The organism is Jiella marina (genome assembly GCF_024359545.1).
In the GTDB taxonomy this organism is placed as follows: Bacteria; Pseudomonadota; Alphaproteobacteria; order Rhizobiales; family Rhizobiaceae; genus Jiella.
Genome location: NZ_JAKQZG010000003.1, coordinates 331,075 through 351,179 on the forward strand (window position 1 = coordinate 331,075; position 20,105 = coordinate 351,179).

The window sequence follows — 20,105 nt, forward strand, 5'->3', positions numbered from 1 at the left end:
CCGGCATCAAATCACCAGACCTTCCGGCCAGGCAAGTGCCGGCTTGTCCGGCGCGTTGCGTGGCTTCTCGACGAGGTGAACGATCATGGTTCCGTCCGGGCGGATCTCGACCTCGACCGCCCCGGCCTGCTTCGCGGCGCGGATCGTGCGCGCGACATCGGCTTGCGTGATGGTGGCGGCCGTTCGCGGCATTTCAAGTGATCCGTCCATCCTGGCAATTTCGATATTGCGCGACTACCGATGCCGGTGCAGGAGCACCGGTGCCGGCGTAGACAAGGCCCGCGCCGTCGCACAGCTCGCACCTGCCAGGCAGATTGGCATAACCCATGCCGCAGCCAAGATTGTACATTTGCGGGCGCTCACCTCTGCCGTCGCAAAGGTCGCATTCTTTCACGTATCGAAGGATCAGGGGTGCTTCGGCCACCGCACTCACCATTTCAATCGCAGGGGCATGATGACCATTTCGTGGTCGGGCTCGTCTTCGCTGACGATCCAGATCGGGGTCGTGGGATCGTTCAGGGCGATAGCGGCTCTCGTGCTGCCGATGGCCTGGGCGGTCGGGTGGAGGTAGCGGGCGCTGAGGCCGATGACGATGTCGGCCTCACCCTCGATCTCCAGCTCGTCGGTCGCGTCGCCGATCTCGGATTTCGTGAAGAGCTGGAGACTGCCACCGTCGAAGGTGCATCGGATGTCGCGGTGCGTGTTCTCGTCGTTCGGCGCGTAGATCAGCATGCGTTCGAGCGCGCCCTTGAGCGCGGCGATGTCGACGGTCGCGCGCTGCGGATTGTGGCGCGGAAAGAGGCGGGCATAGTCGGGAAAGTCGCCCTCGACGAGCCGGGAGGTAATCGAAAGCGTCGGCGTCGACAGGGTGATGTGGGCGTCGTTCAGCGACACGGTCACGGCCGCGCCCTTCTTGCCGGCCAGCAGACGCCATTCCCTGACGATCTGAATCGGCACGATGACCGGGGGCATGCCTGCCGCGCCTTCGGGCAAGGGGAAATGGATCTTCGAGACGACCTTGGCGTCGGTCGCCACGGCGACGAGGCGCGACGGATCGGCGTCCTTGTGCTCGTGCCAGAACATGCCGTTCAGATAGTAGCGGACCTCGTCATTCGACATGGCGTAGCCGACGCGGTCGGCCATGCGGTCGAGAACGTCCGATCCAAGCTCGAAACTGTGGGTGGCTTCGGTGACGGCGACGCGCGGGTGATCGTCCGCCGGCATGACGTTGATGCGCGCCGAGGCGCGTCCGCCCCTGACCGTCATCCGCTGTTCGTCTGCGGTGATCCGCACCGGCCCGTCGGGCATGCGCTTGATTGAGGCCTCGAGCGTCTGGGCATCGACTGAGATCGCGCCGGCCTCGCCGACTTCCTCGGCTTCGCCATGGGCGGTGATCGAGAGGTTCAGATCGGTTCCCATGACGGAGATGCGGCGATCCGCGTCGACCGTGACGAGCAGATTATTCAGGATCGGGATCTTCTGGCGGCGCACCGCCTTGCGGGCGGCCTCGACCAGAGGCGCGAAGACCGATCGATGACAAAGAAAGGCCAGCGTCACGACACTCTCCGGGGCGGTTCGGCCGCGCGGGCGGCGATGATATTCTTGATGGTGGCGGGACGTGGCGCTGCTGGCGTTATGTCATGAAGCGCCTGCAAGGCCTCGTCGATGCGGCCGGTGGCGATCAATTCCGCCAGGCGCTCGATGTCCGGATCGGGCGCGTCGCAAAGGTCCACGCATCCGTCCTTGACGGTGAATCCGCGATCAATCAGCGCCCCGAGCAGCTGGTGCGAGGGAACTTCGCGAAGATCACTCATCGGAGAGCGCCGGCGCCATGCCAAGGGCCTGAAGATAGAGATCGAGGATCGATTCCTGCTCCTGGCGCTCGTTCTGATCCTGCTTGCGCAGCGAGATCACCTTACGCAGGACCTTGGTGTCGAACCCGTTGCCTTTCGCTTCGGCGTAGACGTCCTTGATGTCGTCGGAGATCGTCTTCTTCTCTTCCTCGAGCCGCTCGATGCGATCGACAAAAGAGCGCAGTTGGTCCTGCGCGATGCCGTTGACGTCGCTCATTTTCGGTCTCCTTCGACCTTGATCGGAACCTCTGCCGCCTCGAAGCGCGAGAGAGCGATCTTCAGTTCGTCGTTCTTGCGGATTGTCTCGCGGCTCAGCAGGCCGCCATTGCCGCCGCGGCCCGCCTTGCCGGAATCGTCATAGGTGACGGCCTCAGACAGGGCGCGCGCCGTGGCGAGAAGCGCGGCGAGTTCGGCGGCGCTCATTGCGCGGATCTCAATTGCGAGCTGGACCCTCGCCCTTCGACAGGCTCAGGGTGAGGGGTGTCGGGCTGGGGTGCGACGGTGCGGAGCGCGCTGGCAGCGAGGCGGTGCATCGTCGCGAGTTTGCGGGCTTCGCGGTATTCCCAGTTTTCCGAGCCGCAGCTCAGGCTGTTCATCGCGGACTTGGCCTCGCGGTCGTGCCATTTGATCGCCTTGGCGATGTCCTCGGCGGAAGCGTCGATCGCGGTCGCCTGGCTCATCACCTGCCCGAGCTCGGCGGCAATGGCCGCGCGGTCCTTGTCGCGGAGGTTGAGGGCGGCGGCGATCTCCTTCGACCATTCACGCCTGGGCGTCAGGCAGATGGTCTCGATGCCGCGGCCGTCCTCGACGATCTGGACGCCCGCCGTCTTGTTGTCGGGAAAGGCTTCGAAGCGGCGGGTCATGAATGGATCCCCCGAATGGACACAAAAGCCTCCTGGTCGACGCGGTCGGTGGCGGCGAGGCGATCATTGCCGGCGGCCAGACCGGCGACGAGGGCGAGGGTGGCTAGGACGAGGCCAAGGTTGAGGACAACGGCTCTCATGCGACCTTCCTTTCCGCCTTGCGGTTCGCGAACTCGCGGGCGGCTTCGCTGTCACGGGCGATGTCGTCGGGCGTGAAGCCGGCCTCGATCAGGTCGGCCGGGGTGCAGCCGCCGGAGGCGGCGGCGATGTCGATCATGCTGGCGGCCATGCGGACGACGCCTTCGGACGGCTGGTCGCGCGGCGGCATGGCGTCGATCATGCGGCGGTGGCTGCGCGCCATGCGGGCGCGCTCTTCTGCCGTGAGTTCGCGGATCTCGATCATGGTTCAGCCTCCGAAAGCGCGGTAGGCGACAAGCCAGCCGGTGAAGCAGGCAGATGCAACCAGCCAGATGAGCGCGAGCCGGAAGGACCGATCCTCGCGCCAGCGGCTTGGTTGCCGGCTCACGGACGCGGCGTCGGCGCCGCAGTGTTCGGCAAGCCGGGCGGCGGCCTCCGGCGACAGTGGCGGCGCACCTTTGGAACCAGTCCACTCTGCAGGCCCTCGCGACCTGCCGTCCGGGTCAAAAGCGTGCGCCCCATCAGTTAGGCCACACCGATAAGGCCGATCGCAGCAAAAGAAGGCGTCCGACCGGTCTTTGGGAGACCCCGGGAGGATGTGGGGCGACCGGCCGGACGCCATGCTCGCCGCCTGGGAGGAGGGGGGATCGGCGGCGATCGGGTTGATGTCAAAGGCAAGTGAGGCGGCCTGCAAAGCCCCGGCCACAGGCCGCCTCGCCACCGCGCACGCCTCAGGCCATGCGGCGGACCCGGTCCCGCGAGGAGAAACGCGAGACATGGCGAGAGCGGCGGTTCTGGAAAAAGCTGACACGGAAAACCCTCCATCGGTGTCGATTGGAGGAAATGCTAATGTGGAATGAATTCCACGTCAATCCATATGTGGAAAAAATGCCATTAAGCATTCCACTTGCTACCGCAGGTCTAATTCGCAAACCTGAGGCAACTGGACATGACGGGCCCTCGGTTTAGCGCCGAGTGGATGGAGGCAGTTATGCGCGCATTGACGTTGGGATTGGCGCTGTTGTGGGCCGCTAGCGTGGCGGCTTACGCGCAGAGTACAAGCGAGCAAGGCTCTTCGAAGCTGCTGCTGGTGGCGGTGGCCAAAGTGATCTGCAGTGAGGGGACAGTCTCAAACGAGCAGTGGGCCAAAGCCGCCATGCTTTACGGTCTCGCGAAAGGCATAAGCGACAGCGAGCAAGTCGCCAATGTTTTCAATGCTGTAGGAATTGCGGGCGCAAGCTCCGTGGACGAAGAGCTTGTTCCAGAGATTTGCCGCCAGGTTCCCCGCATTCTCGCGATTCTGGAGGATTGGAAAACCTAGAGACCGAACATCTCATTCATGGTCAGAACCCGGTGAACGGCTTTTACGTAGCGGGCCGCGAATTCGACCATGGCGTCTGGATTTAGCTTTCGGATGAAGAGCTTTTCTTCCGTCACGTGGTCGTAGATGCCAAGAAAGGCTTCGATGCCGTGGTGGTCCGCATATTGCGCCTGCACCACGACGGTGTCGCCCTGACGTGGCGGCCTATACGGGTGAACGAAACGCACCTCGCCTGGCATATGTGCCGGAACCATAGAATTGCCAGCCACATAGAAAGCATAGGCGTCGGGCACCTGCATTAAGGCTGGAGGCCGACGGACGAATTCGACGATTCGGCTTTCCATCTCGAACGCGCCTTCATGGTGGACAGCCATTGATGCTGCAACCGTGCCGTAAACCGGCATATTCGGCGGCATCGCGTTCCGCAATTCATCCATGTTGAAAGCGGCAATCGGTTCGACGTCAGGTTTGGTGCTAGGCTTTGGGTGCGCCGTCCCAGGGGTGTCGCCCTCGGCAAGCCATGCAAGCGGAACGCCGAGCGCGGCCGCCAGCTTCGCAAGATTGTCGCTGCGAGGTGATTTTGATTTACCTGTGAGGATCTTGTGGACGAATTCCTGACTTAATCCGGCGTCGAGCGATGCCGCGCGAGCCGTCTTGCCGCTCGCCTCAAGTGCGATCTTCAGTCTGTCGGCAACGGTTTCGGCCATAGTGTGGGATATATTCCACATGGTGCCGAAAGTCTCTTGGAAAGATTTCCATTGACAGCGTGGAACAAATTCCACATTTTCCACAGTCATGGATACTTCACTTTCCCTTTGCGACCAGCTCATGTGCGTCGCGGATGCCTTCTGCGAAGCCACCGGCCGCAAGCGCGGCGGTGTCTCGAAGGCGATCCTCAACCGCGGCGCTCGTCTGGATGAGATTGCCGCCGGCGCCGACATCGGCGTGCGCTCTTACGAGAGAGCTATTCTTTGGTTTTCAGAGCACTGGCCGGACGATCTGCCGTGGCCAGAGGGCGTGACGCGACCTGCTCCGAAGCTGAGTCAAGACGACCCTCCCATCGCCAAGAATGCGGCAGAACGCCGCGCTGCGCATCGGCAATGTGAGCCCGGTTTTGCCGAGAGGAAACATCCATGAGACCACAGAAACCACGGCGCGGCGCGCATGCCGCGCTGGCGTCGGCGTTTGCCGAAATCGGCGAACGTGCACGCGGCGAGGCGCAGCTTGGCATGGCCGAGGTGGCGGCATTCCTCTCGGTGTCCGAGGGGACGCTCTACAAGGCGCTCGATCCCGACCAGGCCGGGGAATTCTCCTATGTGCGGGCCCGGCAGGTCACGGAGCATTATGGCTGCGTCGCGCTCGCCGAAGATATGGCGCATGCCGCCGGCGGGGTCTTCACCCGGCTGCCCGAGCCGCAGGTCGGAGGCGAGGCCTGGCAGCGGACGATCCGCGAGATCCTGACCGACATGCAGGTGGTGATCGCCGATCTCTCGACGGCGCTCGAAAACGACAACGACGTCTCGGCGCAGGAAGTTGTCACCCTCAGGATGCGCGAACACATCGCGCGGGCGGTGACCGATCTCGTCGCACACGATCTGCACCTCAAGGCGATCGCGAGGGCGGGCTCATGAGCGGCGCGATACGCCGGGAGCCGGCATCCTTCCAGCAGGTGCCCTGGGATCGCGAGGAGCTGCAGAAAGCCGCCGCGCTCTGGGCCGAGGGGCATTCGGCGTCGGAGATCGGCCGGGAGCTGAAGCGGTCCCGCAATGCGGTGATCGGCAAGATCCATCGCAACCGGCATCTGTTCGCGCGGCGCGAGACTCTGCCCGATCAGGGTTTCGAGGACGCCTGGAACCGGCCCTGGTCGCAGGCCGAGAAGATGCGGGCGGCGGCAATGGCGCGGGCTGGGACGGCGCCGAGCGGCATCGGGGTTCGACTGGGGCGGACGGGCCTGGCGGTGACGGCGCTGATGAAGCGCGAGCCGGGTATGTTTCGGGAGGAGGTGGCTCAGGTCCCCGGAAGCCCTTCGCACCGGGCAGACGAGAATATTGCCGGCGCGGCATCACAAGGTCCCCAGCATCATCCGAAAACGACCCGTGGCGATGATGACTGTACGCTGGAAGGCAGGGCTGAGGTTCACGGGCAGGCAGCCGGTCGACCCCCTGAGAACCGGACAAAGGGGCGAGGCGCTAGTCTCGCCCCGGGAGTTTTAGCGGCAGCTGTTGGCGAGGCATCGACCCCCACCCGTCGGTCGGAGGCTTCGCTCCGCCCGTTGACCTCCCCACAAGGGGGAGGTGAGGCGGCCGATGCCGATCCGGGCGTTCCGCCCCTCGGCGAGGCGGCCTTTGCGCCACTGCCGGGCACGCGGCCGGTGCCGCATCTCGAGCGGACGGGTTGCACCTGGCCGGTCGATCCGCAGGGGCATTACGGGCCGCAACTGTTCTGCGACGCGCCGGTCTCGGCCGCACGGCGGGACAGCGCCAAGCCCTGCTGGTGCGCCACGCATGTTCGCTTCGAGCGGCTGCGGGCGGGGTATGCGGCATGAGTGTTCATCCGGATTATCAGGCGTTTCTTCAGGCGAAGATGCACGAGGGTACCGAGCAGGGGTTCGAGCCGCGTTTCATGCCGCCAGAGGCCTTCGACTTCCAGCAGGCGATGATCGACTACGCCGTGCGCGGTGGTCGGCGGGCCTTGTTCGAGGATTGCGGGCTGGGCAAGACGCTGCAGTATCTCGCATGGGCTCAGAACGTGGTGGAACACACCAACTGCCCGGTTCTGATTTTGACGCCGTTCGCCGTCGCGGCTCAGGTCGTGCGGGAGGCGGAGCGTTTCGGGATCGAGGTCAGGCGCTCGATAGACGGTTCCGTGCCCGCCAAGATCGTGATCACCAATTACGAGCGACTGTCGGCCTTCGACCCGAACGACTTCGCAGGAGTGGTCTGCGATGAAAGCTCGATCCTGAAAGGGTTCGACGGAGCGCGGCGGGGTGAAATCACCGATTTCATGCGCAAGGTCCCGTACCGGCTGCTCGCGACGGCGACGGCGGCGCCGAACGACTACATCGAGCTCGGCACCTCCTCCGAGGCCCTCGGTCACATGGGCCATATGGACATGTTGAACCGGTTCTTCCGCAACGACCAGAACAATAGCGCGACGCGCCGGATGTATGGCGAGGCGCCGAAATGGCGGTTCAAGGGGCATGGCGAACAGCCGTTCTGGCGGTGGGTATGTTCTTGGGCGCGGGCGCTGCGGCAGCCCTCCGATCTCGGCTTTGACAATGGCCGCTATGCGCTTCCCGCGCTGATCGAGCGCGAGCACTATGTCGATGTCGACACGCCCGCCAACGGCATGCTGTTTCACCTCCCCGCCGTCACGCTTCCCGAACAGCGCGAGGAAAAGAAACGCACGATCCGCGAGCGTTGCGAGCGGGCCGCGGCGCTCGCGGATCACAAGCGGCCGGTTCTGATCTGGTGCCAGTTCAACGAGGAGGCGCACCTTCTCGAGCAAATGATTCCGGATGCCGTCCAGGTCTCGGGATCGCAGAAGGACGAGGTCAAGGAAGAGCGCTTCATGGGCTTCGTAGATGGCGGTATCCGGGCGCTCGTCACCAAGCACAGGATCGGGGCGCTGGGCCTCAATTTCCAGCACTGCGCCCATGTGATCGAGTTTCCCTCGCACTCCTATGAGCAGCATTACCAAGGCGTTCGCCGGTGCTGGCGGTTCGGCCAGACGCGCGACGTGACGGTCGACACGGTTCTGACCGAAGGCGAGCGCCGGATCATCGAAAACCGCAAGCGCAAGGCCGCTCAGGCGCGCGCGATGTTTGAAAACCTCGTGGCCGAAATGAACGATGCGATGGTGGTCTCGGCCGCCCGCAGCTTCGCCACTCCCATGGAGCTTCCGGCATGGTGAATGTGCTCGATCAGGTCGTGACCGACAGTTACGCGATCTACAATGGCGACTGCATCGACGTCCTGTCAGGGCTGGCCGATGCTTCGGTGCATCTTTCGGTCTATTCGCCACCCTTCGGCGGGCTCTACAATTATTCGAGCGATGCCCGCGATCTGTCGAACTGCGTCGACTATGACCAGTTCTTCACCCATTACGAATATGTCGTGCGCGAGCTGGCGCGGGTGACGCTGCCCGGGCGGTGTTCGGCGGTGCACTGCATGGACGTACCGACCGGCAACAGCGGGTCCGACGCTTATATCGACTTTCCCGGCGACATCATCCGCCTGCACCAGCGCATGGGCTTTCACTTTGTGGCCCGGCACGGCATCTGGAAGGAGCCGCTGTGGGTGCGCAACCGGACCATGCAGAAGAACCTCGCGCACAAGACCGCTGTCGACGACAGCGCGCAATGCGGCGTCGCCTCGGCCGACTACCTGATCATCTTTCGCAAGCGCGGCGAGAATCCGATCCCGGTTACGCATCCGACCGGGTTCCTCGATTATGCCGGCGACGACGAGGCGATGCCGGCGGAGGTGCGGCGGTTTCGCGGCTTCGAGGGTGACCAGAAGCAGAACAAGTTCTCGCACTGGATCTGGCGGCAATACGCCTCCTCCTTCTGGTACGACATCCGCATGGGCCATGTCCTGCCCTACGAGGCGTCGAAGGACCCGGACGACGAAAAGCACGTTCACCCGCTGCAGCTCGACGTGATCGACCGCGCTATTCAGATGCGATCAAACCCGGGCGAAGTGGTGTTCACGCCGTTCATGGGTGTCGGCTCGGAGGTCTATTCGGCCGTTTGTGCCGGGCGGCGCGGGATTGGGGCGGAACTGAAGACGAGCTACTTCCGGCAGGCAGTGCGCAATCTTGCCGCCGCCAAGGCGGGGACGCGCATGACCTCGTCTCAAGAGGACCTCCTGAGCGAGGCCGCCGAATGACGAACGATCTCTATGATCCGGCGATCGTGCGGTTTGCGCGGGCGCGGCTGGTCGCGCGGGCGGACGGGCGGGTCAATCTCGAAAGCGCGCTCGTCGCGTTTGCCGAATTCTCCGCCTCCGGACTGCCGCGACGCGTCGTCAGCGATCAGCTGATCGCGATGGCGCGGCGGCTGGGCGGCGGTTTCGACGACGGGGTTCTGACGGGGCTCGCCTGGACGGAAAACCTGTTCGTGCTGGACAAGCGGTGCAAGGGGGTGGGGCGATGACGGGCGGCATTCCGCTGATCGTCGATTCCTTCGCCGGCGGCGGGGGCGCCTCGACCGGGATCGAGATGGCGCTCGGCCGCTCGCCGGACATCGCCATCAACCATTCGGCCGACGCGCTGGCGATGCATCAGGTCAACCATCCTGACACGTTGCACCTGTCGAAGAACATCTGGCAGGTCGATCCGCTGGAGGTCGTCGGCCACAGGCCGGTCGGGCTCGCCTGGTTCTCGCCGGACTGCAAGCACTTCTCGAAGGCCAAGGGCGGGCGGCCGGTCAAGCGCAACATCCGCGATCTCGCCTGGGTCGTCGTGCTCTGGGCGAAGCGGGTCCGGCCCGCCGTGATCATCCTCGAGAACGTCGAGGAGTTCCAGAGCTGGGGGCCGCTGGTCGAGACGAAGCCGGGCGTCTTCGTGCCGTGTCCGGACCGGCGCGGCCAGACCTTCCGGCAGTGGGTCAGGGAACTGAAGCGGCTCGGCTACAGGGTCGAGTTCCGAGAGCTTCGGGCCTGCGACTACGGCGCGCCGACGATCCGCAAGCGGTTCTTCATGATCGCCCGGCGCGACGGCAAGCCGATCGTCTGGCCGGCGCCGACCCACGGGCGACCGGACGATCCCGAGGTGATCGCGGGTCGCAAGGCGCCGTGGCGCACTGCGGCCGAGATCATCGACTGGTCGCTGCCATGCCCGTCCATCTTCGACACGGCGGAGGAGATCAGGGCAAAGCACGGCGTCCGGGCGATCCGGCCGCTGGCGGACGCGACGATGCGGCGGATCGCGCGGGGCATGGTGCGCTACGTGCTGGAGGCGAAGCGGCCGTTTCTGGTGCCGGTGGCGCATGCCGGCGACAGCCGAGTCCACTCGATCGACGAGCCGATCCGGACGCAGACGGCGCACGGCCGCAGCGACCATGCCGTCGTGGCGCCGTCGATCATCAACGTCGCGAACTCGAAGACGACGGGCCGGGCGCCGAATGCGTGGAGTTCGGACGAGCCCCTCCGGACGATCACGAGCGCATCCGGTCACGCCGTTGCCGCCGCTCATCTGACGAAGTTCCAGACCGGATCGACCGGTGCACCGCTCGACGAGCCGGCGCCGACAATCACGGCCAACAGTCACATCAAGCGGCCTGGCGGAGCGGCGCCGGTCGGGCTGGTCGCCGCGACGATGTTGCAGACGGGTTACGGCGAGCGGGACGGCCAGGCGCCGCGCGCGCTCGACATCGGCCAGCCGATCGGAACGCAGGTGGCCGGTGGCGCCAAGCACGGCGTCGTCGCAGCCTTCCTCGCGCAGCACAACAACGACTCGCGGCGGATCGGCGGCGTCAATCCGGGCCGTGCCGCGAGTGAACCGGTGGCGACGCTGACGGCATCGGGCGCGCAGCAGCAGGTGGTGGCGGCACACCTCTCACGGCAATTCGGTGAAGGAACCGGTCGGGATCTCCACAGGCCTACACCAACCGACACCGCTGTGGTCAACAAGGCGGCGCTGATCTCGGCCTTCCTGACGAAGTACTACGGCACCGGCGACGGCGCCGCCGTCGACGTGCCGCTGCACACTGACACGACGAAGGACCGGATGGGCCTCGTCACCCTCGACACTGACGGCCAGACCTTCGCGATCGCCGACATCGGCATGCGGATGCTGACACCGCGCGAGCGGTTCCGCGCGCAGGGCTTTCCGGACGACTACGTGATTGACCGGCGGCCCGACGGCTCGCCGATCTCGGCGACGGTGCAGGGCTCGTGCTGCGGCAACTCGGTCTGTCCGCCGCTGGCGGCCGCGCTGGTCGCGGCGAACTGTGCCGATCTGGCCGTTCAGTCGGTGATGGAGGCGGCGGAATGAGGCTGCCGAAAAGCTGTTGGCGAAAGCCTGCAAACCCTGTGGACAATGAGTGGACAAGCGGAGGCGCGGAATGAGCCACGCCGCAACGAAATGGGCGTTCGACCAGCCGGAGCAGCACCCCGACATGAAGCCGGGGGAACTGGTGGTTCTGGCCGTGCTCGCCGACTGCCACAATCCGCTGCACGGTTGCTATCCGAGCCATGACTACATCTCGGCGCGCACCAATCTCTCCGAGCGATCGGTGCGCGATCAGCTGGCGCGGCTGCGTGAGCGCGGACTGATCGACTGGGACGGGGCGCGCGAGGCGGGGCGGCGCGGATCGAACCGATATCGGCTTGCCTTCGAGGGCGACTTTCAACCGGCAAATTCTGCCGGTAGCTCGACGGTGATCGGGGACGACGGAACGGAGCAAACGGCAAATTCTGCCGGTAGAGCCGAAAATGACGAGCTACCGGCAAATTCCGACAGTTCTACCGGCAAATCGCGACAGTTCTACCGGCAAATTTTGCCGCCACATATAGAAGAACCGGTAAAGGAACCTGTAAAGGAACCTTTGAGAGAGAGCGCGGGCGCGAGCGAGGACGATCGGAAACGGGTCGAGCGCTGGCTGAAAAAGGTTCACCCGAAATGGCCGAGCTATGTCGCCGACAGCGCGCCCAAGGCGCTCGCCGCGGCGATGGAGCTGAGCGAGGCCGATCGCGAGGCCGCCGCGGCGCGGATGGCGGACTATCTCGAAGCGGCCAAGGGCGGCGGACGGAAGACGGCCTGTTCCTTCGCCGTGTACCTCTCCGAAAAGCGCTGGGAGAAGCTGCCTGAACCCGAGGCGGACGATCCTGACAAGCCGCTCGTCGCCAAGCCTTTCGGCCCTGACTGGAGCGCGGCCCGGCTGCGGTTGCTTCTCGCCGGGCCTTCCGGGCCGCTGCCGCAGCTGACGCTGATCGAGCGGCGGATGGTCGAGGCCGGCCATGCGGACCGGGAGGCGCTTCTCGCCGAAAAGAGGATGCGGACGGGGTGGCCGGAGGTCAACCGGCTGCACGATGCGGCGTCGCGCGGGGTTTCCACGCCGGTTCCCAGGGTGCCCGACGCGGTGCGCGCAGCGATGGAGCCGGTGCCGGTGGGCTCGGACATCTATGCGGCCTGGCGCGCGGCTCATGCGGCGCGCGGATGGCCGTGGATCCCCGATCCGGGGGCGCTGCCGGTGGTCTATCTGCCGAAGGGCGGGCCGGAGGCTCTTCAGGAATTTACGGAGCGGTTCGAGGGTGTTGCGGTGAAGGAAGGGTGCGGAGCGTGAGAATCTGGAACGACGCCGATTGCGAGGACCGTGTCACGCGGCTGGCTGAACGAAGCGCGGATCTCGGGTCGAAGCGGAGGGGATGGTTTGCCGTGCGCACCAATCCACGATGCGAGATGATGGCGTTCGACGGGCTGGAACGCATGGGTTTCGAGCCCTGGATGCCGCTCTGTCGGCGGCATGTAAGGCGGCGCTACACCAAGAGCCGGCGGACGGTGCTGCGGCCGGTTCTTACGGGTTATCTGTTCGTGCGGATGCCGGTGGACAAGCAGGGCTTCACGATGGCGAAGTCGGTCAACGGCGTGCGCGAGGTGTTGGGGCTGAAGGAGCGAGGTCTCAAGCCACTGCCGGGTGAGGAGGTCGAGCGCTATCGGCATTTTGCGGAAAGCGGCGTGTTCGACGAGGCGCGGGCCAAGGCGCACTGGCGACGGAATGCAGACCATTCCGGCGAGGTCTACACGGCTGGGGACAGCGTGCGGGTGAAGGATGGGCCCTATGCCGGGATGAAGGTCGTGTTCGGCGGCTATACGAGCCGCCAGTCGGCCAAGATCATGCTGGAGCTTTTCGGAATGCTCAGACCGGTGGAAATCGACCCAGCGGCGCTCTCTGGCGCGAATTGAGGGGTTGCAATCGCGATGAACTTGCGCTTACAAATGCCGGCAGATGACCACCGATCCGTGTCGCAGCTGATCAAAGCCGAGCGCCGGGTGGCCTGGAAGACGGGATAGCCGATCTTCAGGGATGGTGGACTATGGGGCTCGCTTAGGCGGGCCCTTTGTCGTTTCAGGCAAGGGTATGGGTCGCCTTGCCAGCCTGAAGCCTCGCCTGAGTTCGGCGCCCGCGCGGCTGAAGCCCGCGCCGAAGGTGGCCGATCCGTTCTATCTCTCGTCGGAGTGGCGGCGCTTTGCCGCCGACATGAAGCGCCAGCGCGGCAATTGCTGCGAAGACTGCGGCCGGAGCGGAACCGAGCGCGGCGTCAAGCTGATCGCTGACCATGTCATCGAGCGCAAGGATGGCGGCGCCGACTTCGATCCGTCGAACATCCGTATCCGATGCATGCCTTGCCACAATGCCAAGACGGCGCGCTCGCGCGGCGAGCGGGCGAGGTCATCGACCTAGGGGGGTGGGCAAAAGTCTGGCAGGACCGCGCCAGCCGTACCGCGCGCCCTCTCATTCGTGGGTTTTTTTCTTGATGGAAGATTTTGAACCGGCTTTTGACCTGCTCGGCGATCCGATACCGGCGGGTCTCGGCAAGCGCGGCAGGCCGCCGCATAATCCGACGCAGCAAAACCGCAACAAGATCATGCTGTTGCTGGCGCAGGGCTGGACCGATGCGCGGATAGCCGGCGCGATCGGCATCACGGTTCCGACTTTGCGCAAGCATTATTTTCGTGAGCTTCGGACGCGGGACGTGGCGCGGGACCGGGTCGAGTCGATCGGCCTGCTGACGCTCTGGGAGCAGGCGCGATCCGGCAATACGGCCGCGATGAAGGAGTTCTTCCGGCGTCACGACATGGCGGTCGGCCCCTTGTTCGACGATCGCGTGAAAGAGGCGAGCGAGAAGCTCGGCAAGAAGGAGCAGCGCGAGCGCGAGGCGAGAACGCCGCCATCGGATTGGGAATCGATCATCCCGCCTGCGGTCTCGCACTGATTGCCGTCCATGGGTGATTTCTCCTGCCCCGACTGGTTCGAACGGCTTCAGACGGGCCGCCCACCGCTGAGGGATGATCTGCCGATCGACGAGGAAGAGGCGCGGCTTGCCGTCCAGGCGTTCGAGCGGCTGCGCCTGCCGGATGTCCCCGGGCAGCCGCTTCTCAGGGACGTTGCCGGCGAATGGGCGACCGACTTCGTCCGGGTGATCTTCGGTCTCGTCGTCATGGACGAGGATCGGACGGTCATCGTCGACCGGCTGGCGAGAAAGTTCTTCCAGCTCGTGCCGAAGAAGAACTCGAAGACGACGAACGGCGCGGCGATCATGATGACGGCGCTGCTGCGCAACCGCCGGCCTTCGGCCGAATTTCTCCTGGTCGGGCCGACGCAGGCAACGGCCGAGCGGGCCTATGAACAGGCCGAGGGCATGATCAAGGCCGATGCGTGGCTCAAAAAGCGGTTTCATGCCCGCGACCACATCAAGACGATCGTTGACGTCAATACCGGGGCGAAGCTGCGCATCCGGTCCTTCGACAACAAGGTGATGACCGGCGCGAAGCCGGTAGGTGTCCTGGTCGACGAGATCCACGAACTCGGAAAGATGCCGCAGGCGCGCAAGGTCATGACCCAGATCGAGGGCGGCATCCTGGCCAATCCGGAAGGCTTCGTCATCGTGATCACGACGCAATCCGACGAGCCGCCGGCGGGCATCTTCAAGGAAGAGCTGAAGCTTGCCCGCATGGTGCGCGAAGGCGAGTTTGCCGACAGCGAGACCCTGCCGATGCTTTACGAATTCCCGGTTGCGATGCAGCAGGACAAGCGGCGGCCGTGGGCCGATCCGGCGAACTGGCATCTCGTCACGCCCAATCTCGGGCGCTCGATCACCATCGAGCGGCTTCTGCCGAAATTCCGGGAGGCCGAGCAGGCCGGGATCGAAAGCCTTTCCGTCTGGGCTTCGCAGCATCTGAACGTCGAGATCGGAATCGCGATCAATGCCGATGCGTGGGCAGGCGCCAAATACTGGATCGACGCGGCGGACACGTCGCTCACACTCGAGGCTCTGATCGAGCGATCGGAAGTCGTCGTCGTCGGTGTCGATGGCGGCGGTCTCGACGATCTCCTGGGCCTTGCCGTCGTCGGGCGATGCAAGGTGACGAAGGACTGGCTGGTCTGGAACAAGGCATGGGCGCATACGGACGTCCTCGATCAGCGCAAGGAGATCGTCTCGAAGCTGAAGGATTTCGAGGCAGCGGGGGATCTCGTCATCTGCGAAACGCCGACGCAGGACGTGGAAGAGGTCGCGGATGTCATTGAGAGGATCCGTGATGCCGGCAAGCTCGCTGAAGGGGCTGGGGTCGGCCTCGATCCGTTCGGGGTTTCGGCGATTGTCGACGAGCTGGCGGGCCGCGGCATCGAGACTTCGCAGAATGGCGGGCCGATCGTGTCCATCCCGCAAGGCGTCAAGATCTCGGGCGCGATCTGGGGCATGGAGCGCAAACTGAAGGACGGCACCCTCTGGCATGCGGGGCAGGACCTGATGATCTGGTGCGTTGGCAATGCCAAGGTCGAGCAGGTCGGCAGCGCTGTAAAGATCACCAAACAGGCGGCTGGAAAGGCGAAAATCGATCCACTTGCCGCAACCTTCAACGCCTTCGACCTTATGAGCCGTCATCCCAGTGCGCCCATCAGGGTCGATAATGACGCTTGGATTGCGAGCTACGCCTGATGGGATGGTTCTCGCGCATGCTCGGCCGGGCTCGAAAAACGAAAGATATTGAGCCATGGCGAGTGGGTGCCGCCTCGTCGGAGAATGGCGACAATTTTGTCACGAACCAAGTGACGGTGGCGGATCACAGGGACCTTTCCGTTGCGCGGGGAGCGTCTGCTGTCGGCTTGTCGGCGACATGGGCCTGTGTGCAGCTGATCGCCGGGACGATCGCCAGCCTTCCCCTGATGGTCTATCGGACTGACGCCAGCGGTCTGCGCAGCGTGGCAAAGGATCATCCCCTCTATTTCGTGCTGCACGATAGCCCGAACTACGATCAAACGGCCGTGGACTTTTGGGAAGTAATGGCAGCGTCGATCGAACTGCAGGGCAATGCCTATGCGCAGATGTCGCCCCGATCCGGGGGCGGCATAAACGCTCTCCTGCCGTTGCCGGCTGACAAGATGAGGGTGCGTCGCCGGAGCGACGGCGTTCTGATTTACGAATGGACCGAGGACAGCAAGCGAACCGAGCTCACCGGCGAACAGGTTCTTCATATCCGTGGTCCGTTCGGAACAGCTCTGTCCGGCGCCTCCACCTTGTCAGTATGCCGATCGGTATTCGACGGCGCACTGTCGGCTGAAGCTGCGGCCGACGCGATGTTTCGCAATGGCGTCAATCCTAGCGGCATCCTCTCGACGCCGGAAAGCGTCACGTTAACCAAAGAGCAGCGCGAAGAAATGGAAGCGCTGCTGATCCGCAAGTTTCGCGGCGCCGTGCGGGCCGGACATCCGATGCTCCTTGATCGAGGTCTCACCTGGAAGCAGCTTGCACTGAATCCGGAAGACGCCCAGATGCTCGACAGTCGCAAGTTTTCCGGGGAGGAGATCTGCCGAATATTCGGCGTGCCCCCGGCAATGGTCGGGTTTGGTGACAAGTCATCGAACTGGGGCACAGGCAAGGAAGTCGATGTCCTCGGCTTTCAGAAATTCACGCTCCGTAAAAGACTGAAGCGGATCGAGCAGGCGCTTACGAAGCAGCTCATACCCTTGGCCGAGCGCCGCAGTCAGGGCCTGACGATCGAATTCAACCTTGAAGGTCTTCTTCGCGGAGACAGCGCGGGGCGCGCCGAGTTCTATTCGAAGATGGCGCAGGGGGGCTTCATGACGATCAACGAGATTCGGGCTCTCGAGAACCTTCCGCCTGTTTCCGGCGGTGACACGCCGCGCATGCAAAGCCAGAACGTTCCCATCACGGAGGCTGGCAATGGCCAGTGACAAGCGCACCGCGCCCCATCTGGAAATCAAGGCGTTGGACAAAACCGGCGAATTCGAGGGCTACGGATCAACCTTCGGCGGTGAGCCGGACGCCTACGGCGATGTGATAGCGCCAGGCGCTTATTCCGAGAGCCTCGAAGAGCATAAGTCCAAGGGCACGATGCCCAAGCTCTTCTGGCAGCACAATCCGGACGAGCCAATCGGGAAATGGCTTGACGCAAATGAAGACGATCACGGGCTGCTGATGCACGGCCGCCTGAACATGGATGTCCAGCGCGGCCGCGAAGCTTATGCGCTGCTGAAGGCTGGCGACATTGACGGGCTTTCGATCGGCTACCGGATCAAGTCCTACAGCGTCGATACCGAAAGCGGCATCTGGACGCTGGAAAAACTCGATCTTCGCGAAGTCAGCGTCGTCTCGCTGGGGGCGAACGAGAATGCGGTCGTGCAGAGCGTGAAGGCAGCCAAAGCTGCTCACGATCTTACAGAGCGTCTGAAAGCCGGGGACCGGCTGACGGAAAGAGAGTTCGAGACATGGCTCAAGGGATTGGGCTTCTCGAATTCGCAGGCGGAACGCGCCGCGCGTCTTCACCTGAAAGGGCAGGGGGAGCCTGCCAACGCGGCTGACGAGAGCGTCGCATTCCTGCGCGCTCTGGCGGGCTGATCCCGCATCAACCGAGACACGGAGGTTCCCATGACGGGACAAAGGATGGCTTGCCTGATGGGCGGGTCGATGGCGCTTGTCGCCAGCCACACGGATATGTTTCGCTTCATGCCCCGGATCGTTTTTGACGCTCCGGACCGCCCTGGCGGTGGAAAGACGGCGGCCGAGCTCGCCGTCGAGGTCAAGCGCGACTTCGACGCCAAGCACGACAAGGTCAAGGAGATTGCCGAGAAGGCTCTTGCCGAGGCCGAGAAGGGCACGCCGATGGCCAGCACCGCCAAGGATCTGGCGGATCAGGCACTGACCGGTATGAACGAGGCCAAGGCGAGGCTCGACGAGATCGAGCAGAAGATGGCACGGGGCGGTGGTGAGGATCGAGGTCCTCGGACTGCAGGTGAGCGGTTCGTCGAATCGGATGAGTTCAAGACGTTTGCGGGGCAGACGCGGCCACGCGGTCGGGCGATCGTCGAAGTCAAGGATATCAGTTCGCTCGAAACTGACGCCGCCGGCTCCGTCGGCACGCTCATACGCCCGGATCGGGCGCCAGCGGTAGAGTTGCCGCGCCGCAGGATGACTATCCGAGCCTTGCTCGCGCCGGGTAACACCACGTCGAATTCGATCGAGTACGACAAGGAGAAGGGCTTCACCAACAATGCTGCGCCGGTCGCGGAAGGCACCCTGAAGCCGCAGTCGGAAATCCAATACATCGAGGCGACTGCATCGGTTCGGACAATCGCACACTGGATGCGGGCGTCGGTTCAGGTGCTTGCGGACGTTCCGGGGCTGCGGTCGATGATCGACAGCCGTCTGCGCTATGGCCTCGCCTATGTCGAGGAGCAGCAACTCCTCAACGGCAGCGGAACCGGTCAAAATCTTTCCGGCCTAGTGACTGAAGCCACGGCATTCTCGGCGCCGTTCGCGCCGCAGGACGGCCAGATGATCGATACAATCCGCCTGGGCATGCTTCAGACGGCGCTTGCGGAATATGCCCCGAATGGCATCGTTCTCAATCCGATCGACTGGGCCTACATGGAGACGATGAAGGACGCCAATGGCCAGTACCTCATCGGAAATCCCCGAGGCACGCTATCTCCGACCCTGTGGAGCCTTCCCGTGGTTCCGACACAGGCGATGGGCGAGGATAAGTTCCTCGTCGGCGCGTTCGATCTCGCTGCACAGATTTTCGACCGGCAGGACGCGACCGTCGAGGTCTCTACGGAGGATCAGGACAACTTCGTCAAGAACAAGGTCACGATCCGCGCGGAGGAAAGACTCGCGTTGGCGATCTATCGTCCCGAGGCGCTGATCTACGGCGATCTCGGCCGGGTTGCCTGACATTCGTTCGGTTTGGCGTGACCGGCGACCACAAGGTCGCCGGTCTTACAAATCGAAGGAGATGGTGATGGTGAAAGCGATCCTCACGAAGCCGCTCGACGGAAAGCCGGAAGGCTCCGTCCTCGAATTCGAGAAAGCTGATTTCGAGCGACTTAAAGCCCTTGGCGCCGTCAAGGCGGCGCCCGAAGTGAAGAACAAGGCGGAGCCGGAATTCGCAAACAAGGCTGTCAAAGGCTCGAAAGTCTCGTGAGAGAGTATCGACCGGCTCTTGTCACGGCGGCGCCATTCATGCCGGTTTCGCTGGCTGAGGCGAAGCGGCATCTTCGGGTTGATCATGACGACGATGACGACATGATCACCGCAATGATCGAGACGGCGACGGCTCGTCTCGACGGCTATTCGGGAGTGCTCGGCCGGGCGATTGTCAGTCAGGCATGGCGCGAGACGTTCGATGGATTTTGCCGGGTCATGCGGCTGCGGCTGCCGGCTTCGGAGATATCGTCGATCACCTGGCGTAATGCGGCCGGGCAAATCTCGACGGTGGCGGAAGAGGAGTATGCGCTGAAGGCCGACGCGATCGGATCGTTCGTGCGGTTTCGCAACGCCCATGTCCTTCCGGCCGATCTCTACGAAAGCGAAGCCGTTTCGATCACCTACACCGCCGGTTATGGCGAATTGGTCGATGGGCAGCCGAACCCGGTGCCCGGGCCGATCCGCTCGGCGATCCTTCTGATGGTCGGCGATCTCTACCGGTTCCGGGAGACGGCCGAAAACGGCGGTGCCGCGGCCGTCGAGATGTCGATGACGGTCGAGCGGCTGATTGCGCCTTATCGGCGCGGGAGTATCTGATGGCCAGGGTCACGTTCATTCGGGACTATGACTACCGCTTGCCGGGCAAAAGCTCGACAATCGCCTACAAGGGCGGTCGATCCTATTCGGTGCCAAAGGCGCATGAAGCGGCCGCGAGGGCTGCCGGGGCGCTCGAAGAGGCTGGTGCATCCACAGAGAACGG

At 64.0% G+C, this 20,105-nt stretch carries 26 protein-coding genes; 18 read left to right on the plus strand and 8 right to left on the minus strand.

Annotated elements, in window-relative coordinates; all coding sequences use genetic code 11:
• Window positions 1-6 precede the first annotated feature (6 nt).
• The 7 genes from MF134_RS07655 to MF134_RS07685 all read right to left on the minus strand — a co-directional run bounded on the left by MF134_RS07655 (window position 7) and on the right by MF134_RS07685 (window position 3,119).
• On the minus strand, window positions 7-210 hold the full coding sequence (locus MF134_RS07655; RefSeq protein WP_255338830.1) for a hypothetical protein: 204 nt from the start codon (window positions 208-210) through the stop codon (window positions 7-9).
• Window positions 211-429: 219 nt separating this feature from the next.
• Window positions 430-1,557, minus strand: coding sequence for a DNA polymerase III subunit beta (dnaN, locus tag MF134_RS07660; protein ID WP_255338831.1), 1,128 nt, complete (start codon window positions 1,555-1,557; stop codon window positions 430-432).
• On the minus strand, window positions 1,554-1,814 hold the full coding sequence (locus MF134_RS07665) for a hypothetical protein (RefSeq protein ID WP_255338832.1): 261 nt from the start codon (window positions 1,812-1,814) through the stop codon (window positions 1,554-1,556). Before MF134_RS07665 ends, dnaN begins: the two co-directional genes overlap by 4 nt.
• A complete protein-coding gene (locus MF134_RS07670) occupies window positions 1,807-2,070 on the minus strand; it encodes a DUF2312 domain-containing protein (RefSeq protein ID WP_255338833.1) in 264 nt (87 codons plus the stop codon). Before MF134_RS07670 ends, MF134_RS07665 begins: the two co-directional genes overlap by 8 nt.
• Window positions 2,067-2,276, minus strand: a complete 210-nt coding sequence (locus MF134_RS07675) for a hypothetical protein (protein WP_255338835.1) — start codon at window positions 2,274-2,276, stop codon at window positions 2,067-2,069. Before MF134_RS07675 ends, MF134_RS07670 begins: the two co-directional genes overlap by 4 nt.
• Window positions 2,273-2,716, minus strand: coding sequence for a hypothetical protein (locus tag MF134_RS07680; RefSeq protein ID WP_255338836.1), 444 nt, complete (start codon window positions 2,714-2,716; stop codon window positions 2,273-2,275). The genes MF134_RS07675 and MF134_RS07680 overlap by 4 nt, the downstream gene beginning before the upstream one ends.
• A 136-nt stretch (window positions 2,717-2,852) precedes the next feature.
• Window positions 2,853-3,119, minus strand: coding sequence for a hypothetical protein (locus MF134_RS07685; RefSeq protein ID WP_255338837.1), 267 nt, complete (start codon window positions 3,117-3,119; stop codon window positions 2,853-2,855).
• Between the two features lie 726 nt (window positions 3,120-3,845).
• Here MF134_RS07685 and MF134_RS07690 point away from each other — a divergent pair.
• The gene (locus MF134_RS07690; protein ID WP_255338838.1) at window positions 3,846-4,175 is read left to right on the plus strand and encodes a hypothetical protein; all 330 of its coding nucleotides are present in this window, start codon (window positions 3,846-3,848) and stop codon (window positions 4,173-4,175) included.
• Here MF134_RS07690 and MF134_RS07695 read toward each other — a convergent pair.
• The gene (locus MF134_RS07695; RefSeq protein ID WP_255338839.1) at window positions 4,172-4,972 is read right to left on the minus strand and encodes an XRE family transcriptional regulator; all 801 of its coding nucleotides are present in this window, start codon (window positions 4,970-4,972) and stop codon (window positions 4,172-4,174) included. The two genes, MF134_RS07690 and MF134_RS07695, sit on opposite strands and share 4 nt — an antisense overlap.
• Window positions 4,973-5,003: 31 nt before the next feature.
• Between MF134_RS07695 and MF134_RS07700 the strand changes: the two genes are divergently transcribed.
• The 17 genes from MF134_RS07700 to MF134_RS07780 all read left to right on the plus strand — a co-directional run bounded on the left by MF134_RS07700 (window position 5,004) and on the right by MF134_RS07780 (window position 19,942).
• A complete protein-coding gene (locus tag MF134_RS07700; RefSeq protein ID WP_255338840.1) occupies window positions 5,004-5,312 on the plus strand; it encodes a hypothetical protein in 309 nt (102 codons plus the stop codon).
• Entirely contained in the window at window positions 5,309-5,806 is a 498-nt protein-coding gene (locus MF134_RS07705) for a phage regulatory CII family protein (RefSeq protein WP_255338841.1), read from the plus strand. The genes MF134_RS07700 and MF134_RS07705 overlap by 4 nt, the downstream gene beginning before the upstream one ends.
• Complete coding sequence (locus tag MF134_RS07710) at window positions 5,803-6,720, plus strand: GcrA family cell cycle regulator (protein ID WP_255338842.1); 918 nt, start codon at window positions 5,803-5,805, stop codon at window positions 6,718-6,720. The genes MF134_RS07705 and MF134_RS07710 overlap by 4 nt, the downstream gene beginning before the upstream one ends.
• Complete coding sequence (locus tag MF134_RS07715) at window positions 6,717-8,087, plus strand: helicase-related protein (protein WP_255338843.1); 1,371 nt, start codon at window positions 6,717-6,719, stop codon at window positions 8,085-8,087. Before MF134_RS07710 ends, MF134_RS07715 begins: the two co-directional genes overlap by 4 nt.
• The gene (locus tag MF134_RS07720; RefSeq protein WP_255338844.1) at window positions 8,081-9,064 is read left to right on the plus strand and encodes a DNA-methyltransferase; all 984 of its coding nucleotides are present in this window, start codon (window positions 8,081-8,083) and stop codon (window positions 9,062-9,064) included. The genes MF134_RS07715 and MF134_RS07720 overlap by 7 nt, the downstream gene beginning before the upstream one ends.
• A complete protein-coding gene (locus MF134_RS07725) occupies window positions 9,061-9,330 on the plus strand; it encodes a hypothetical protein (protein ID WP_255338845.1) in 270 nt (89 codons plus the stop codon). Before MF134_RS07720 ends, MF134_RS07725 begins: the two co-directional genes overlap by 4 nt.
• Entirely contained in the window at window positions 9,327-11,171 is a 1,845-nt protein-coding gene (locus tag MF134_RS07730; protein WP_255338846.1) for a DNA cytosine methyltransferase, read from the plus strand. Before MF134_RS07725 ends, MF134_RS07730 begins: the two co-directional genes overlap by 4 nt.
• 70 nt (window positions 11,172-11,241) lie before the next feature.
• Window positions 11,242-12,462, plus strand: a complete 1,221-nt coding sequence (locus tag MF134_RS07735) for a helix-turn-helix domain-containing protein (RefSeq protein ID WP_255338847.1) — start codon at window positions 11,242-11,244, stop codon at window positions 12,460-12,462.
• Entirely contained in the window at window positions 12,459-13,082 is a 624-nt protein-coding gene (gene nusG, locus MF134_RS07740) for a transcription termination/antitermination protein NusG (RefSeq protein ID WP_255338848.1), read from the plus strand. The genes MF134_RS07735 and nusG overlap by 4 nt, the downstream gene beginning before the upstream one ends.
• A gap of 175 nt (window positions 13,083-13,257) precedes the next feature.
• On the plus strand, window positions 13,258-13,581 hold the full coding sequence (locus MF134_RS07745) for an HNH endonuclease signature motif containing protein (protein ID WP_255338849.1): 324 nt from the start codon (window positions 13,258-13,260) through the stop codon (window positions 13,579-13,581).
• 4 nt (window positions 13,582-13,585) lie between these two features.
• Complete coding sequence (locus MF134_RS07750; protein WP_255338850.1) at window positions 13,586-14,113, plus strand: hypothetical protein; 528 nt, start codon at window positions 13,586-13,588, stop codon at window positions 14,111-14,113.
• A 9-nt stretch (window positions 14,114-14,122) separates the two neighbouring features.
• Entirely contained in the window at window positions 14,123-15,838 is a 1,716-nt protein-coding gene (locus tag MF134_RS07755) for a terminase large subunit (RefSeq protein WP_255338851.1), read from the plus strand.
• Window positions 15,838-17,094: a phage portal protein gene (locus tag MF134_RS07760; RefSeq protein ID WP_255338852.1), complete on the plus strand. Its 1,257-nt coding sequence runs from the start codon at window positions 15,838-15,840 to the stop codon at window positions 17,092-17,094. Before MF134_RS07755 ends, MF134_RS07760 begins: the two co-directional genes overlap by 1 nt.
• A complete protein-coding gene (locus MF134_RS07765) occupies window positions 17,033-17,758 on the plus strand; it encodes an HK97 family phage prohead protease (protein ID WP_255338853.1) in 726 nt (241 codons plus the stop codon). The genes MF134_RS07760 and MF134_RS07765 overlap by 62 nt, the downstream gene beginning before the upstream one ends.
• A gap of 30 nt (window positions 17,759-17,788) precedes the next feature.
• On the plus strand, window positions 17,789-19,093 hold the full coding sequence (locus tag MF134_RS07770; RefSeq protein ID WP_255338854.1) for a phage major capsid protein: 1,305 nt from the start codon (window positions 17,789-17,791) through the stop codon (window positions 19,091-19,093).
• A gap of 67 nt (window positions 19,094-19,160) precedes the next feature.
• Window positions 19,161-19,343 (plus strand): hypothetical protein, encoded by a 183-nt coding sequence (locus MF134_RS07775; RefSeq protein WP_255338855.1) that lies wholly within the window; start codon window positions 19,161-19,163, stop codon window positions 19,341-19,343.
• Window positions 19,340-19,942 carry a head-tail connector protein gene (locus MF134_RS07780; RefSeq protein ID WP_255338856.1) on the plus strand — a complete coding sequence of 201 codons (603 nt, stop codon included), beginning with the start codon at window positions 19,340-19,342 and terminating at the stop codon, window positions 19,940-19,942. The genes MF134_RS07775 and MF134_RS07780 overlap by 4 nt, the downstream gene beginning before the upstream one ends.
• The last annotated feature ends 163 nt before the right edge of the window (window positions 19,943-20,105 follow it).

What these genes read in the sequence shown, in the direction of transcription:
- MF134_RS07655 (WP_255338830.1), bottom strand. Translation starts at nt 210, where the DNA reads ATGGACGGATCACTTGAAATGCCGCGAACGGCCGCCACCATCACGCAA.
- MF134_RS07725 (WP_255338845.1), top strand. Translation starts at nt 9,061, where the DNA reads ATGACGAACGATCTCTATGATCCGGCGATCGTGCGGTTTGCGCGGGCG.
- MF134_RS07665 (WP_255338832.1), bottom strand. Translation starts at nt 1,814, where the DNA reads ATGAGTGATCTTCGCGAAGTTCCCTCGCACCAGCTGCTCGGGGCGCTG.
- MF134_RS07690 (WP_255338838.1), top strand. Translation starts at nt 3,846, where the DNA reads ATGCGCGCATTGACGTTGGGATTGGCGCTGTTGTGGGCCGCTAGCGTG.
- MF134_RS07715 (WP_255338843.1), top strand. Translation starts at nt 6,717, where the DNA reads ATGAGTGTTCATCCGGATTATCAGGCGTTTCTTCAGGCGAAGATGCAC.
- MF134_RS07675 (WP_255338835.1), bottom strand. Translation starts at nt 2,276, where the DNA reads ATGAGCGCCGCCGAACTCGCCGCGCTTCTCGCCACGGCGCGCGCCCTG.
- MF134_RS07735 (WP_255338847.1), top strand. Translation starts at nt 11,242, where the DNA reads ATGAGCCACGCCGCAACGAAATGGGCGTTCGACCAGCCGGAGCAGCAC.
- MF134_RS07775 (WP_255338855.1), top strand. Translation starts at nt 19,161, where the DNA reads ATGGTGAAAGCGATCCTCACGAAGCCGCTCGACGGAAAGCCGGAAGGC.
- MF134_RS07755 (WP_255338851.1), top strand. Translation starts at nt 14,123, where the DNA reads ATGGGTGATTTCTCCTGCCCCGACTGGTTCGAACGGCTTCAGACGGGC.
- MF134_RS07730 (WP_255338846.1), top strand. Translation starts at nt 9,327, where the DNA reads ATGACGGGCGGCATTCCGCTGATCGTCGATTCCTTCGCCGGCGGCGGG.
- MF134_RS07720 (WP_255338844.1), top strand. Translation starts at nt 8,081, where the DNA reads ATGGTGAATGTGCTCGATCAGGTCGTGACCGACAGTTACGCGATCTAC.
- MF134_RS07695 (WP_255338839.1), bottom strand. Translation starts at nt 4,972, where the DNA reads ATGACTGTGGAAAATGTGGAATTTGTTCCACGCTGTCAATGGAAATCT.
- MF134_RS07685 (WP_255338837.1), bottom strand. Translation starts at nt 3,119, where the DNA reads ATGATCGAGATCCGCGAACTCACGGCAGAAGAGCGCGCCCGCATGGCG.
- MF134_RS07770 (WP_255338854.1), top strand. Translation starts at nt 17,789, where the DNA reads ATGACGGGACAAAGGATGGCTTGCCTGATGGGCGGGTCGATGGCGCTT.
- MF134_RS07705 (WP_255338841.1), top strand. Translation starts at nt 5,309, where the DNA reads ATGAGACCACAGAAACCACGGCGCGGCGCGCATGCCGCGCTGGCGTCG.
- MF134_RS07700 (WP_255338840.1), top strand. Translation starts at nt 5,004, where the DNA reads ATGTGCGTCGCGGATGCCTTCTGCGAAGCCACCGGCCGCAAGCGCGGC.
- MF134_RS07680 (WP_255338836.1), bottom strand. Translation starts at nt 2,716, where the DNA reads ATGACCCGCCGCTTCGAAGCCTTTCCCGACAACAAGACGGCGGGCGTC.
- MF134_RS07760 (WP_255338852.1), top strand. Translation starts at nt 15,838, where the DNA reads ATGGGATGGTTCTCGCGCATGCTCGGCCGGGCTCGAAAAACGAAAGAT.
- MF134_RS07670 (WP_255338833.1), bottom strand. Translation starts at nt 2,070, where the DNA reads ATGAGCGACGTCAACGGCATCGCGCAGGACCAACTGCGCTCTTTTGTC.
- MF134_RS07745 (WP_255338849.1), top strand. Translation starts at nt 13,258, where the DNA reads ATGGGTCGCCTTGCCAGCCTGAAGCCTCGCCTGAGTTCGGCGCCCGCG.
- MF134_RS07710 (WP_255338842.1), top strand. Translation starts at nt 5,803, where the DNA reads ATGAGCGGCGCGATACGCCGGGAGCCGGCATCCTTCCAGCAGGTGCCC.